Source organism: Desulfacinum infernum DSM 9756 (genome assembly GCF_900129305.1).
GTDB classification, from domain to species: domain Bacteria; phylum Desulfobacterota; class Syntrophobacteria; order Syntrophobacterales; family DSM-9756; genus Desulfacinum; species Desulfacinum infernum.
This window is the reverse complement of sequence record NZ_FQVB01000013.1, coordinates 18,039-32,902: the sequence shown is the minus strand read 5'-3', so window position 1 is coordinate 32,902 and position 14,864 is coordinate 18,039. Positions and strand designations below refer to the sequence as shown.

Genomic DNA, 14,864 nt, shown 5'->3' with positions numbered 1-14,864 from the left:
CATTCTGGTTTTCCTCTCTTCCTGCCGCAAGGCCGAACGCCTCTCACACCCCCACCAGGAGTCGCTCCGGGTCTTCAATGAATTCCTTGATCCGCTTGAGGAAGGTCACCGCCTCCCGGCCGTCGATGATGCGATGGTCGTAGCTCAAGGCCACGTACATCATGGGCCGGACCACCACCTGCCCATCCACCACCACCGGGCGGTCTTCGATCTTGTGCAGACCCAGGATGCCGCTTTGCGGCGGATTGAGAATGGGCGTGCTCAGAAGCGAACCGTAGACACCCCCGTTGCTGATGGTGAAGGTCCCGCCTTCCAGGTCGCTGAGCTGCAGGCGGTTTTCGCGGACCTTCTTGACGAAGTCCACGATGGCCTGTTCGATCTCGGCGAAACCCAGCCGGTCCGCGTAGCGGATGACCGGAACCACCAGGCCGCGTTCCGCCCCGATGGCCACCCCCATGTGCACGTGCCGGTTGTAGACGATGTCGTCGCCGTCGATGAAGGCGTTCACTTCCGGGATTTCCTGCAGGGCGGCCACGCACGCCTTGACGAAAAAGCTCATGATGCCCAGGGACACCCCGTACTTTTCCCTAAAAGACTCCTTGAACCGACGCCGAAAGTCCATGACCCGGCCCATGTCCACCTCGTTGAAGGTGGTGAGCATGGCCGTGGTCTGCTTGGCGTGGACCAGCCTTTCGGCGATCCTCTTTCGGATGCGGCTCATGGGCTTTCGAATCGTTTCGGGGCTTTCGTCACGGGGGGACTCCGGCTTGGGCGGGGCATGGGGGGGGGCGGTAGGCGCGGGCGAGGGGGCTTGGGGAACCGGAACCTCCTTCGGGGTGGGTTCCTCCGTTTGGGATTCCAGAAAGAGAAGGAGATCGCCCCGGGTGACCCGACCGTAGGGGCCCGTACCTGCCACCCGGCTGAGATCGATCCCCTTTTCGGCGGCCAGCCGGGCCACGGAAGGAAACACCTGGGGCATTTCAGCCGCCCCGGCGCTCGGCGGCGCCTCGGCGGGGACCTCCGGAGAAGGCACTGCCTCGGCCTCTTCAGGCCCTTTGGGAGCGACCACCCGGGCGACCTCCGCCGCCAGGGTTTCCCCTTCTTCCGGTTCTTCTCCCACGGAAGCTGGGACCACGGAGGCCTCGGCGCCTTTTTCGGGGACCGCCTCGGAAGCCGCTTCCGTGTCGATCCGGCCCACCACGGTGCCCACGGTGACGGTTTCGCCCGCTTCCACCAGGATCTCCACCACCCCGTCCGACTCCGCGGCCACCTCCAGGGTCACTTTGTCCGTCTCCAGAACGAAAAGAACCGTCCCCTTGGTCACCCGTTCCCCGGGTTTGACGAACCACTCCGCCAGAACCGCTTCCTGCACCGATTCGCCCACATCGGGAATGACGATGTCCTGTTTCATGGGTTGCCCCCCGTGAGACTTGATGACCAATCCGTAAGTTGCAGGCAGTGGTGGAAACCGCCTTCTTTGACCCCGGTTGCCCGACAAGAAGGGAAGGGCGGTCGCGTCAGGACCAGAACTTGAGAAGTCCCATGAGCACGGTGAGGAACGAAAAGCCGATGCCCATGGTCCACTGAAGGCTTGCAAAACGCCTGTCCATGGCCTCGAAGCGTTTGTCCACAGTTTCGAAGCGTGCATGCATCTCGCGCTGCAGCGATTCAAAGCGTTTGTCCATGGCTTCAAAACGCTTCTCCATGGCCTCAAAGCGTTTGTCCACAGCCTCGAATCGTGCATGCATCTCGCGCTGCAGCGACTCAAAACGTTTGTCCATGGCTTCGAATCGTTTGTCCGATGCCTCAAAACGGGCGGTCATTTCCCGCTGCAGCGCTTCGAAACGCTTTTCCATGGTCTCGAACCGCCCGGATTCGATTTCCCGAAGGGCCTTCAGCTCTTCCTCCACACGGACGATGCGCTCCATGAGGGACAATTCCTTGGCGCGCAACTCATTTTGGCGCACAAAGTCGGCAATCTTTTCCTTCACAAGCCTTTCCACGTCCTGCTGGAGGACCGCCCGTAAGGCTGCGAGCATTTTTTCATCCAATGGCTGATTGCCGGGAACGTCCGTCGTGACCATGGTGCCCTCTCATGAGATTAGGCCAATGGAAACCGCGCCGGAAAGACGCCGCAAGCCGTGACGCGCCGCCCGGGACAAGACACGATATCCCCTATCACGGAGCGCGGTCCAAGGGCTTTGACTCTACACATCCTATCACCGCACGAAAACCCCAGCAAGATGGCGGCACCCCCCATCCGTTCTCCGTTATCCGGTAGCCGGTAGCCGGTAGCCGTCACTCATCACTCAAAATCGCTTCCGCCACGATCCGTTCCTGTTCCGCCTTGTGCCGGTGGTGGAACCCGGTGGCGGGGCTCGCCGATTCGGGTCGGCCCACGTAGGGGGGATCTTCCCCCAGCAGATCCCGAAGGCGCAGCCGCACGTGGGCCCAGGCGCCCATGTTGGCCGGTTCTTCCTGAACCCAGAGCCAGCGGGATACGGAAGCATACCGGGCCAGCAGGTCGTCCAACTCGGCCCGGGGGAAGGGATAGAGCTCCTCCAGGCGAACGATCACCAGGTCCTGCCTCCCCGCCGCTTCCCGCTTGGCCGCCAGGTCGTAGTAGATCTTGCCCGTGCACAGGATCCCCCGGGCCGCCGTTTCCACCAGCCCGTTCTCGTCCAAGACCGGCCGAAAGGCCCCTTCGCTGAATTCCTCCAACGAAGAAACGGCCTTGGGGTGCCGCAGGAGGCTCTTGGGGGCCATGACCACCAGGGGCTTCTTTTCGGGTGTGAGCGCCTGGCGGCGCAGCAGGTGGAAGAGCTGGGCCGGCGTGGTGGGATAACAGACCCGCAGGTTGTCTTCAGCGCACAGTTGCAGAAACCTTTCCAGCCGGGCGCTGGAATGTTCCGGTCCCATGCCTTCGTAGCCGTGGGGAAGCAGCAGGACCAATCCGCTCCGGAGGCCCCACTTGGCTCCCGCCGAGCTGATGTACTGGTCGATGATCACCTGGGCGTTGTTGGCAAAATCGCCGAACTGGGCCTCCCAAAGGACCAGCGCCTTGGGGTCCGGCAGGGAATAGCCGTATTCGAATCCCAGCACGGCGTATTCGGAAAGGCTGCTGTTGTAAACCGCCAGGCGGGCCTGTTCCGGCGCCAGGTGGTTGAGGGGCACGTAGGTCTCTTCCGTCTTCACGTCGTAGAGGATGGCGTGGCGGTGACTGAAGGTTCCCCGGCCGCAGTCCTGGCCGCTCAAGCGCACCGGATGACCGTCCAGCAAAAGGGATCCCAGGGCCAGCAGCTCGCCCGTGGACCAGTCCAGTCCCTCCCCCTTTTCCAGGCGTTCTTGCCTGCGCTGCAGGATTTTCTGCAGTTTGGGGTTCACGTGAAAACCTTCCGGGTACGTGTGGGCCGCCTGGACGATGGACCGGAGACGTTCGGCGGGAACCGCTGTCCGAGCCGGCTCCCCGGCCGCCTCGGGAGGAGCCGATTCCGCGCCGAGCAAAAAGGCTTCCGGAAAGACGCACCCTTCGCTTCTCGCCGCCGACAAAGCCTTTTCCAGCTCCTCCTGGATCCCCTTTTCCAGCCGCTCCACATCCTCCTTGGACGCCACGCCCTGTTCCTGGAGACGCGCGGTGTAGATCTCGTTTACGGGCGGGCGCTCCCGGATGCGTTCCACCATCCTGGGCTGGGTGTAGTAGGGCTCATCGCCCTCGTTGTGGCCGTAGCGCCGGTAGCAGATGAGGTCGATCACCACGTCCTTTCCGGTGCGGTAGCGGTAGTCGCAGGCGAGCTGGATGACATGGAGGGCCGCGTCCGGGTCTTCTCCGTGCACGTGGAAGACCGGAGCCGGGAGCATCTTGGCCACGTCCGTGGCGTAGCGGGTGGACCGGGCCTCTTCGGCCACCGTGGTGAAGCCGATCTGGTTGTTGATGACCAGGTGGATGGTGCCGCCCGTGCCATATCCGGGAAGCTGGGACAAATTGAGGGTTTCGTAGACCACGCCTTGGCCCGCGAAGGCGGAATCCCCGTGGATGAGAACCGGAAGAACCCGCCCCGATCCCTCCTCTCCACTTCGGTCCTGAAGGGCCCGGGCCAGGCCTTCCACCACGCCGTTGACCGCCTCCAGATGACTGGGGTTCGGCACCAAGAAGATCCCCACCTGCCGTCCGTTCCCCACGTCCACGATCCCCCGGAAGCCCTTGTGGTATTTCACGTCGCCGCTTCCCGTTTCCGCTTCCGTGTCGCAGCTTTCCTCGAATTCGGCGAAAATGGCTTCGAGGGGCTTTCCCAGCACGTTCACCTGCACGTTGAGTCTCCCCCGGTGGGCCATGCCCAGCACCAGGGTTTCGCAGCCCAGGGCCGCCGCCTTGCGGACGAGACCGTCCAGCATGGGGACCAACGTCTCGGCACCTTCCAGAGAAAAGCGCTTCTGGCCCAGGTAGGTCTTGTGCAGAAACTGCTCGAAGCGGTTGGCCCGCCAGAGCTTTTCCAACATCCGCCGGCGCGTGTCCGGGGGAAGGTCCGGAAGGTTTCGGACCGATTCCATGCGGTCCCGGAGCCAGTCGCGCTCTTGGGGATCGGTCAGGTGCATGAATTCGGCGCCCACGGACCGGCAGTACGTCTCCTTGAGGAGAGCCACCACGTCGCGAAGCGGCGCTTCGTCCCACAAGGAGATGGAAGGGGTGGGCACGACCCGGTCCAGGTCTTCGTCCCTGAGTCCGCACGATTCCAGGCTGAGAAGCGGATGCTCCCACGGGCAAGGCTCCAGCGGATCCAGACAGGAAAGCCAATGCCCCCATTCGCGGTAGCGCCGGATCAGTTCTTCCACCCGCGCCTGGAACAACGCGTCTTGCCGGGATGGAACGCCGGCAACCGGCACCCCGGGCTCCGACGCCAGTTCAAAGCCCTGGAAGAACCACCGCCAGTCGTCCGGAACGCTTCCGGGGTCCTTTTTCCATCGTCGGTACTGTTCTTCCAGGTAATCGGGGTTGATCGTCACGGGAAAATCGTTCATGGGCGCCATCCGTTGGTTCGTGAGTCGTAAGTCGTCAGGCGTCAGGCGTTAGGCGTGGTGATTGCGGGGGCTTCGCACCTCTCCCCCCTTAATCCCCTAATCCTTTGTTCCTTAATCCTCTAATCCTTTAATCCTTGATCCTTGGCCTTCCCTTCGCGTTTCAGGGCGGCGATCAGGAGCTGTTCCGGGGGCACCTTGGAGAACCGACCGTCCTCCATGCGGTAGGTGCGTCATCCCAGCCCGTACTGGAAAGCGTGTTCCCCTTCGGGCTCGATGTCGCTCCCATTCACCCGGACGGTGGGAGACCCCGGGAAGCTCAGGGACTGGGCCTGCTGGGTATCCTCCACCATAACCACTCGCACATCCGCCGGAATCCGCAGACGTTCCAGTACGGACCGCACCAGGGCTTGTGTGGGCTCTTGAGCGGCGCAGCCCGGTGCGAAGAGCAGGGTGATTTCCATGGATTCATCTCCTCCGGAGTCTACAAGACGTTCGTGACGAGGATTGGCGTTTATTCGCGTTCATTGGGGGTTCTCTCTAGAGGACGGGAACCTATCGCGACCTAATCTGAGCGATTTTTTCTTCGGGTGTCTCTTACACCGCGTGATTAGCGGGCGGGGATAAACCCCGCCCCTACCCAATGGGTCCGGGGCTTTTTGTAGGGGCGGGCTTTACGCCCGCCCTTCAGGAGCTGTCCATTAGAAAGAACCGTCCAATTCAGGGCGAATAAATTGCTCAAGCAAAATCCTTTGGATGCCGATACAGCCTATTTGAAGCATTTCGTCGTTCTTTCCTTTTAATCCGCTTGCACGCGGCAGACAAGGAGGGGTCCATGCATCTGTTGCTCCAGTGCGCTCTGGTGATCGTCTTCTCGCTGGTCATGGTCTACACCAACGCCGCCATCTTCTACTGGCTCTACGGGAAGGTGCGGCCCACCCGGCTTCTCATCCCCTTCACCCCCATGCTTCTCGCCTGCATGGTCACCTGCTATCTCATCGGGACCCGAGGCTTTTCCGACGTTCGTTTTCTTGCCCTTGTTTTTGTGGCGAACGTGATCCTTGGATTCTTCAACTGCTTACTGGTAGCCCAAAAACTCTCCAAACCCCTGGCGGAGCTGACGGAGAGGCTCACCGACGGAGGGCACCGCCTGATCCAATCGGCTCACCAGGTCCACGAGGCCAGCCGGGAGATGGCGGAAGGGGCCGCCAGGCAGGCGGCCGGTCTGGAGCAATCCGCGGCGTCCCTGGAAGAGATTTCCTCCATGACGCGGCAGAACACGGACCGCGTCGCCCAGGGCCAGGCCATGCTCCGAGACGCCAACCGCATCTTCACCGAGGCGTCTTCCAGCATGGAAGCCCTGGCCGGAGCCATGGGCTCCATCAAGGAGTCCACTCAAAAGACGGTGGAGATCGTCAAGACCATCGAAGAGATCGCTTTTCAGACCAACCTGCTGGCCCTGAACGCCGCCGTGGAGGCAGCCCGGGCGGGAGAGGCCGGCGCCGGATTCGCCGTGGTGGCCGACGAAGTGCGCAATCTGGCCATGAAGGCGTCCGAAGCGGCCCGCATGACGGGGCAGCTCATTTCGGACACCCAGCATTCCGTGAAGATGGGAGATGAGCTCACCCGCCGGTCCCAGGAAGGCTTCACCAACAGCCTGGGTATCGTGGAAAAGATTCGTCATCTCATGCAGGAGGTCATGGAAGCCGGTCGCGAACAGACGGAAGGCGTGTCTCAGATCAATGCGGCGGTCTCGGAGATCGACCAGGTGACCCAGCAGGCGGCCCTGAAGGCCGACTCCTTGGCTCAGGCGGCCCGGGAAGCGTACCATTTGGCGGGAATGATGCGAGATACCGTCCAGCGCCTGATCACGCTCTTCGGACTCGCCAACCGGAACGGACTGAACGGCAACGGCCACCCGCCGGAAGCGCTGGAGGGTCCTTCGGCAAAACGGGAGCCAACCTGGGATGAAGATGGATCCAAGACTCGGGAAAAGCCGGACGGGATGATCATTGCCCCCAGCGCACCAACGCGCCGCCTCACAACCGATGCGGGCAGGGGGTTTTGAAATGCGGGGGTAAGGCCCGCCATCCCGTATCGGTGACGGAACTTCCTCCGGTCTGCCTTCCGCCTGGGGACGCTTCTCAAGGCGGATCCCCCAACCGTCACTCCCGCGCAAGCGGGAGTCCATAACTTACGCGAAATTGTGGATCCCCGCTTCCGCGGGGATGACGAATGGGCATTGAACAGCGCAAATCAATCGTTCTATGACAGGCTCGTAGATTGTCCGAAAACGCTGGGGATCACCGGTTTTCTTGTAGCGCAGCCCTTCAGGGCTGCGGAGGAATCCCCGGGCATCGGAGGGATCATCGGGTATTGCCTGCCACTTCATGGGGTTAGGATGGTCCCCTTTCCGCGGGGCTGAAGCCCCGCGGCTACGAAAGAAGTCGGATCCGTTGTCGATTGATGAAGGAAACCCGTTCTCGGGCAGGCTCCCAGCGGTCCTTTCATCGGAATCATGGTAGACGCACGATGAGCGGGCGGGGATAAACCCCGCCCCTACCCTGCGGGTCAACGCCCATTTGTGGGGGCGGGCTTTGCGCCTGCCCTTGAGGGCCGCACCCTGAGAGGGACTCGTCCAATGTGGAGTTGAGCCGGGCCATTCCGCAACAGGCGAATGTAGGGGCGAATGATGATTCGCCCCTACTACGCCGCTTCGCGATCCTCCGGGTTGGTGTGGGTCACCACCAGCTGCCCGTCCTCCAGATCCACGCGGATGACCGCCCCTTCCAGGATGTCGCCGGCGATGAGGGCGCGCCCGATCCGGGTTTCCAGTTCCCGCTGCAGGAACCGTTTGAGCGGACGGGCTCCGTAGACCGGATCGTAGCCGGTGCGGGCGATGAACTCGCGGGCCGCATCGGTGATTTCCAGCGAGATGCGACGATCCTTGAGGCGCCGTTCCAGATCGCGGGTGAGCAGCACCACGATCTGCTTCACTTCCTCCAGGGTGAGAGGCTTGAAGAGCACGATATCGTCCACCCGGTTCAGGAATTCCGGACGGAAATGGCGCCGCAACTCCGCCATGACCTGTTCCCTGGCGCTCTCCTTGATCTCGCCTCGGTCCGTCACCCCTTCCAGCAGGAAATGGGACCCGATGTTGCTCGTCATGATGATGACCGTGTTCTTGAAGTCCACGGTCCGCCCTTGGGCGTCGGTGAGGCGCCCGTCGTCCAGGATCTGGAGCAGCACGTTGAACACATCGTGGTGCGCCTTTTCGATCTCGTCGAAAAGGATCACGCTGTAGGGCTTTCGGCGGACGGCCTCGGTGAGCTGTCCCCCTTCCTCGTAGCCCACGTATCCCGGAGGTGCACCGATAAGGCGGGAAACGGTGTGCTTTTCCATGTATTCACTCATGTCGATCCGGACCATGTTGTCTTCCGAATCGAAAAGGGCCTCGGCCAGCGTCTTGGCCAGCTCCGTCTTGCCCACGCCGGTGGGACCCAGGAAGATGAAGGACCCGATGGGCCGGCGCGGGTCTTTGATCCCGGAACGCGCCCGGATGACCGCATCGGCCACCAGCCGCACCGCCTCGTCCTGGCCCACCACGCGCTGATGCAGCACTTCATCCAGCTTGAGGAGCTTTTCCCGCTCTCCCTCCACCAGGCGGGTGACGGGAATGCCGGTCCAGCGGGAGACGATCTCCGCAATCTCCTCTTCGGTCACTTCCTCCCGAAGCAGGCGGTTGCCGCCCTGCTCGGCGCTGAGCCGTTCTTCTTCCTCACGAAGCTGTCGTTCCAGTTCCGGCAGGCGTCCGTGTTTCAGTTCCGCGGCCCGGTTCAGATCGTACTGGCGCTCGGCGATCTCGATTTCGTGACGCACCTTTTCGATCTCTTCGCGCAGGGCCTGCACCTTCTTGATGGCTTCCTTTTCCGCCTCCCACTGGGCCCGCATGGCGTCCGCCTTGGCGCGCAGGTCCGCCAGTTCCTTCCTCAGGTTTTCCAGCCGTTCCTGGCTGGCCTTGTCCCGCTCCTTCTTGAGGGCCGCCTCCTCGATCTCCAGCTGCATCACCCGGCGGGTCACCTCGTCCAACTCCGCCGGCATGGAGTCGATCTCGGTCCGGATCATGGCACACGCTTCGTCCACCAGGTCGATGGCCTTGTCCGGCAGGAACCGGTCGGTGATGTAACGGTTGGAAAGTACGGCCGCCGCCACCAGGGCGCTGTCCTGGATCTTCACCCCGTGGTGCACCTCGAAGCGCTCCTTCAGGCCCCGAAGGATGGAGATGGTGTCCTCCACCGACGGCTGATCCACCAGAACCGGCTGGAAGCGGCGCTCCAAGGCCGCATCCTTTTCGATGTACTTTCGGTACTCATCCAGCGTGGTGGCCCCGATGCAGTGGAGTTCCCCGCGGGCCAGCATGGGTTTGAGCATGTTGCCGGCGTCCATGGCCCCTTCCGCCTTGCCGGCTCCCACGATATTGTGGAGCTCGTCGATGAAGAGCAGGATCCGGCCTTCCGATTCCTTGATCTCCTGCAAGACCGCCTTCAGGCGTTCTTCGAATTCACCCCGGTACTTGGCTCCCGCCACCAGCGCTCCCATGTCCAGGGCGAAGATGGTCTTGTCCTTGAGCCCCTCGGGCACATCCCCCCGCACGATCCGGTGAGCCAGGCCTTCCACGATGGCGGTCTTTCCCACTCCGGGTTCGCCGATGAGCACCGGGTTGTTCTTGGTCTTCCGGCTGAGGATCCGGATGACCCGGCGGATTTCACTGTCCCGGCCGATCACGGGATCCAGCTTGCCGCTTCGAGCCTCCTGCACCAGATCCCGGCCGTACTTCTGCAACGCCTCGTAGGTGGATTCCGGTGACGCGGACGTGACCCGCTGGTGGCCGCGCACGGCGGTGAGCGCCTTCAGGACGCCGTCCCTCGTGACGCCGTGTTCCTGAAGGATCCTTCCCGCCGGCGTGGCGGAACCTTCCTCCACGAAGGCGATCAAAAGATGCTCCACGGAGACGTACTCGTCCTTGAGACGGCCGGCCTCTTCCTGAGCCTTCACGAGAAGCTTGTTGAGCCGCTGGGTGATGTAGACCTTGCCCGGTTCGGCCCCCGGTCCGCTCACCCGCGGCTTTCTTTCCAGTTCCCGGACCACCGCCTCCGTCACGGCATCCACGGAAACATCCATGCGTTTCAGGATCCGAGGGACCAGCCCATCGGATTGTTCCAGCAGGGCCAAAAGCAGATGTTCGCCGTCCACTTCCACATGCCCGTATTTCACGGCCTTGGTCTGGGCCGCCTGCAAGGCTTCCTGCGATTTGATGGTGAATTTATTGAGATCCATAACGGTTTCCTCCTCTTTTCAAACATATTCTTCGGCAACCGTGGAATCAGCCCCAGAGTTGGCGTTCCAGCTGCCGGACGCGGGCTTCCAGCTGTTCCACTCGGTTCATGAGCTCCAGTACCACGCCGATTCCCGCGTAGTTGATTCCCAGGTCCCGGCGGAGTCTCAGGATCTTTCGAACCACGTAGACCGCGGACGCTTCGAAAAAGAGATCTTCCAACCCCGTATCGTCGATGGGGTCCAAAAGCCCCAGGTGCACAAACCGGCGAAGGAGGTCCGGATGCACCCCCGAGGCGCTGGCCAGTTCCGTAAGACTCAGAACGTCCGTCTGTCTCGGGTATTCCGCCATCCGAACCATATAGAAACGGGTCCTCTGCATGACAACCTCCTGATCCCTCCTTCCGCCCCTTCCCAATCAACACCGCCCCAGGGGCGAATGGCCATTGGCCCCTACCGTCCCCGTACACGAACGGAACGAGGCGACGTTTCCTAGCAACCCTTTCCCGGGCCGGCCCCTTATCCGCGCGGATTGAACCGGGACACCTCCCCGAGCCTCCGAAAGAGATCCTTTTCTTCCTTGCTGAGCTTCTTGGGGACCACGATCTTCAGCACCGCGTAGAGATCCCCGGGCGCCCCCTTGGGGTTGGGCATGCCCTTGCCGCGAAGCCGAAGCTTCTGGCCCGACTGGCTGCCCGCCGGAACCTTGAGGGAATAGGTTCCAGAAAGGGTCTTCACCGGCACTTCCGCACCCAGGGCCGCTTCCCACGGGGTGATGGGAAGATCCATGTAGAGGTCCCGCCCCTCCAAGCGATAGACCGGATGCGGCTCCAGCTCCACCTTGAGATAGAGATCCCCCGGACGGCCTCCCCCCATGCCTTCCTGGCCTTGCCCAGCCAGGCGGATCTTCTGTCCAGGGAGGATCCCTTTGGGGATTTTCACTTCCAGGGTCTTCCCGGGGCGTCCCACACCGGCGATGCCGGGGGCCTCAGGCGGAAGCGTGAGGGTCTTTACGGCGCCGTGATAGGCATCTTCCAGGGAGATGCGAAGAACGGCCTCCCGGTCCGCCCCAGGCTGACGCCACACGCCGCCGGTCTGGGTGCCCGCCGCGCTGCGCGACCGGCCGAAACCGGACCGGCCGAAGAGCATTTCGAAAAAGTCGCTGAAATCCCCTCTCCCGGACCAGAAAAACTCCGACTGCCCCGGCCCGCCGCCGAAATCGAAATGCACGTCCCACCCCGGAGGCGGCCGGAAATCTTGGCCAGCTCGCCAATGGGAGCCCAGTTGGTCGTACTTGGAGCGCTTTTCCGGGTCCTTGAGCACCTCGTAGGCTTCGTTGATCTCCTTGAACTTCTCTTCGGCGCCCGGTTCCTTGTTCACGTCCGGATGGTACTTTCGGGCCAGTTTTCGATAGGCCCGCTGGATTTCGTCCTGGGTCGCGTTGCGCGAAACCCCCAGGATGTCATAGTAATCCTTGAATTTTACCGCCATTCGCGTCCACCTCTGATGTCGTCATCCGGGATCCGAAATCCGCCATCCGCCGCGGATACCCCCAAGCCTTCTCACAGGACGGGGCGCACGTTCGGTGCGCCCCGCGGATGGAAGGACGGCCCCGAAGCCGGGAGCACCTCTATTTTTCAGTATACTCGGCGTCGATCACATCGTCACCGCCGCCGGCCGATCCGGACGCGGCCCGGCCCGCCTCGGCGCCCGCCGCGGCTCCGGCCTGCTGCTGATAGGCGGCCGCCGCCACTCCATGCAGGGCCTGCTGCAGGTCGCTGGCCAGCTGCTGGTAGCGCTCCTTGGTGGCACTTTCGTCCGCCACGGCCTTCCGGGCATCCTCGATCAGCTGCTCGCAGCGGGCCTTTTCGTGGAGCGGCACCTTGTCTCCCAGATCCTTCAGGGTGCGCTCCAGTTGGTACGCCAAGGAATCCACCTGGTTGCGGGCATCCACTGTTTCACGCCGCCGCTTGTCTTCTTCGGCATGTTCCTGGGCGTCCCGGACCATGCGTTCCACCTCGGATTTGTCCAGGTTGGTGGAATCGGAAATGGTCACCTTCTGCTCCTTGCCCGTTTCTTCGTCGCGGGCCGTGACATTCAGGATGCCGTTGGCGTCGATGTCGAAGGTCACCTTGATCTGCGGTACGCCTCGAGGCGCCGGGCGGATGCCTTCCAGCCGGAAGCGACCGAGAACCCGGTTGTCCTTGGCCATTTCCCGCTCACCCTGGAGCACCACGATGTCCACGGCCGTCTGGTTGTCTTCGGCGGTGGAGAAGATCTCCTCCCGACGGCACGGGATGGTGGTGTTCCTTTCGATGAGCTTGGTCATGACGCCGCCCAGGGTTTCCACGCCCAGGGAAAGAGGCGTCACGTCCAGGAGCAGCACATCGTCCACCTCGCCTTTGATGATGCCGGCCTGGATGGCGGCACCCACCGCCACCACCTCATCGGGGTTCACGCTCATGTTGGGCTGCTTGCCGCCGGTGAGTTTCTTCACCAGCTCCTGCACGGCCGGGATGCGCGTGGAGCCGCCCACCAGGATGACCTCGTCGATGTCGTCCGCCGTGAGCTTGGCGTCCGCCAGGGCCTGCTTCACCGGCCCCATACACCGCTCCACCAGATCCTGGGTCAGGGCTTCGAACTTGGCCCGGGTGATCTTCATGACCAGGTGCTTGGGACCCGTGGCGTCCGCCGTGATGAACGGCAGGTTGATCTCCGTCTCCGTGGTGCTGGAAAGCTCGCACTTGGCTTTTTCCGCCGCTTCGTAGAGCCGCTGCAGGGCCTGGCGGTCTTTCCTCAGATCGATCCCCGTGTCCTTTTTGAATTCCTCGGCAAGCCAATCCACGATCCGCTTGTCGAAGTCGTCGCCACCCAGGTGGGTGTCGCCCGCCGTGGCGCGCACTTCGCATACCCCGTCGCCCACGTCCAGGATGGACACGTCGAAGGTTCCGCCGCCCAGGTCGAAGACCAGGATGGTTTCGTTCTTCTTCTTTTCCAGTCCGTAGGCCAAAGCCGCCGCCGTGGGCTCGTTGATGATGCGGAGCACCTTGAGGCCCGCGATCTCGCCCGCCTGCTTGGTGGCCTGGCGCTGGGCGTCGTTGAAGTAGGCCGGCACCGTGATCACGGCCTCGGTCACTTTTTCGCCCAGATACTTGGACGCATCGTCCACCAGCTTGCGAAGCACCTGGGCCGACACTTCCTCCGGGGCGATGAGCTTTCCGCGAATGTCGAAGCGAACCGCGTCGTTGGGGCCCTTCACCACCTTGTAGGAGACGATCTTGGACTCCTCCTCCACCTCGTCCCAGCGGCGCCCGATGAAGCGCTTGGCCGACGCCACCGTGGCCTGCGGATTCAAGATGGCCTGACGCCTGGCCACCTGGCCCACCAGCCTCTGGCCGTCTTCCATGTAGGCCACCACCGAGGGGGTGGTGCGGGATCCTTCCGCGTTGGGAATCACGGTCGCCTTGCCGTTTTCATAAACCGCCACCACCGAGTTGGTGGTTCCCAAATCGATTCCGACCGCCTTTGCCATAACTCCCACCTCCATATCACTTTTATTTGAACGATTTCATTGTGTTGGGTTCAGCCACAAGTTAATCACCTTTTGCGACCGCGCCAGCCCCCTTTGCAACATTTTTGTATCCTTTTGGGGACCCAAAGATACTCCTCCTTCCTTTTCCTTGCCCACAAAAGGCCCGACACCTATAATCCGAGCCAAGATAGGGAGAACCTCGGATGTCTACGGTCGGAAAGTTTCGGGAGTCGACGGTGGGGACGATGGCCATTTGGAAGGTCTGGAGAGGAAAGACGTTGAGGCGAAATCGGGCCGAAGTGTTGGCAATCTTTCTGGTCTGCCTGACGGCGGCCCTTCTCTGCCCCCGGCAGGCGGCGGGAGCCTATGTGACCGATTCCTTCCAGATCACGCTGCGAAGCGGCCCCAGCACGTCCCACAAAATCTTGGCCATGCTGGAATCGGGACAGGCCGTCCAGGTACTCCAAACCCGGGAAGGATGGAGCGAGGTGCGGGTGCAGGACGGTCCCGTGGCCGGCAAGACCGGCTGGGTTCTCAGCCGCTTTCTCATGGACCGTCTTCCTTGGGAAAAACAGGCCAAAAGGCTCCAGGAGGAAAACAGCTCGCTCAAGTCGAGCCTGGCCGGAAGCGAATCCGAATGGAACCGGTTGCAGTCCCGTGAAAAGGAGCTGACGGAACTGCTGGAAAAGACCGCCCAGGAACTGGAGGCGCTCCAGAAGGAATACGCCGCACTCAAGGAAGGATCAACGAACTATCTGAAGCTCAAGGAAGAACACGAAAAGGTGCAGCAGGCCCTGGCTGAAAGCCAAGCCATGGTGAAGAAACTGGCCGACGAAAATGAAACCCTCCGTTTTTCCCACAACATCAAATGGTTTGCAACCGGCGCCCTGGTTCTCTTGTGCGGCTGGGTCATCGGGCTCATGATGGGCCGAGCCAAAAAGAAGAGGCGCTCCACTTACTTCGGGTAGGTCGCGGTGTGAAAACC

Annotated in this window: 10 protein-coding genes; 2 read left to right on the top strand and 8 right to left on the bottom strand. The window is 62.3% G+C overall.

Features of this window, described 5'->3' with window-relative positions; all coding sequences use genetic code 11:
• Positions 1–43: 43 nt before the first annotated feature.
• The 4 genes from odhB to BUB04_RS07760 form a co-directional block, all read right to left on the bottom strand.
• Positions 44–1,411 (bottom strand): 2-oxoglutarate dehydrogenase complex dihydrolipoyllysine-residue succinyltransferase, encoded by a 1,368-nt coding sequence (gene odhB / locus BUB04_RS07775; RefSeq protein ID WP_073038431.1) that lies wholly within the window; start codon positions 1,409–1,411, stop codon positions 44–46.
• Positions 1,412–1,517: 106 nt separating this feature from the next.
• Positions 1,518–2,084 carry a hypothetical protein gene (locus BUB04_RS07770; protein WP_073038430.1) on the bottom strand — a complete coding sequence of 189 codons (567 nt, stop codon included), beginning with the start codon at positions 2,082–2,084 and terminating at the stop codon, positions 1,518–1,520.
• A 214-nt stretch (positions 2,085–2,298) separates the two neighbouring features.
• Positions 2,299–5,016 carry a 2-oxoglutarate dehydrogenase E1 component gene (locus BUB04_RS07765; RefSeq protein WP_073038429.1) on the bottom strand — a complete coding sequence of 906 codons (2,718 nt, stop codon included), beginning with the start codon at positions 5,014–5,016 and terminating at the stop codon, positions 2,299–2,301.
• 230 nt (positions 5,017–5,246) lie between these two features.
• Entirely contained in the window at positions 5,247–5,477 is a 231-nt protein-coding gene (locus BUB04_RS07760) for a DF family (seleno)protein (RefSeq protein ID WP_073038428.1), read from the bottom strand.
• Positions 5,478–5,848: 371 nt separating this feature from the next.
• Here BUB04_RS07760 and BUB04_RS07755 point away from each other — a divergent pair, with 371 nt between their 5' ends.
• Entirely contained in the window at positions 5,849–7,081 is a 1,233-nt protein-coding gene (locus tag BUB04_RS07755) for a methyl-accepting chemotaxis protein (RefSeq protein WP_073038427.1), read from the top strand.
• Between the two features lie 638 nt (positions 7,082–7,719).
• Here BUB04_RS07755 and clpB read toward each other — a convergent pair.
• The 4 genes from clpB to dnaK all read right to left on the bottom strand — a co-directional run bounded on the left by clpB (position 7,720) and on the right by dnaK (position 13,879).
• Complete coding sequence (gene clpB / locus BUB04_RS07750) at positions 7,720–10,350, bottom strand: ATP-dependent chaperone ClpB (protein ID WP_073038426.1); 2,631 nt, start codon at positions 10,348–10,350, stop codon at positions 7,720–7,722.
• A gap of 46 nt (positions 10,351–10,396) precedes the next feature.
• A complete protein-coding gene (locus BUB04_RS07745; protein WP_218588396.1) occupies positions 10,397–10,729 on the bottom strand; it encodes a chaperone modulator CbpM in 333 nt (110 codons plus the stop codon).
• 137 nt (positions 10,730–10,866) lie between these two features.
• Positions 10,867–11,838 carry a DnaJ C-terminal domain-containing protein gene (locus BUB04_RS07740; RefSeq protein WP_073038425.1) on the bottom strand — a complete coding sequence of 324 codons (972 nt, stop codon included), beginning with the start codon at positions 11,836–11,838 and terminating at the stop codon, positions 10,867–10,869.
• Positions 11,839–11,977: 139 nt separating this feature from the next.
• Positions 11,978–13,879 carry a molecular chaperone DnaK gene (gene dnaK, locus BUB04_RS07735; RefSeq protein ID WP_073038424.1) on the bottom strand — a complete coding sequence of 634 codons (1,902 nt, stop codon included), beginning with the start codon at positions 13,877–13,879 and terminating at the stop codon, positions 11,978–11,980.
• A 203-nt stretch (positions 13,880–14,082) separates the two neighbouring features.
• Here dnaK and BUB04_RS07730 point away from each other — a divergent pair, with 203 nt between their 5' ends.
• Positions 14,083–14,847, top strand: coding sequence for a TIGR04211 family SH3 domain-containing protein (locus tag BUB04_RS07730; RefSeq protein ID WP_073038423.1), 765 nt, complete (start codon positions 14,083–14,085; stop codon positions 14,845–14,847).
• Positions 14,848–14,864: the final 17 nt, after the last annotated feature.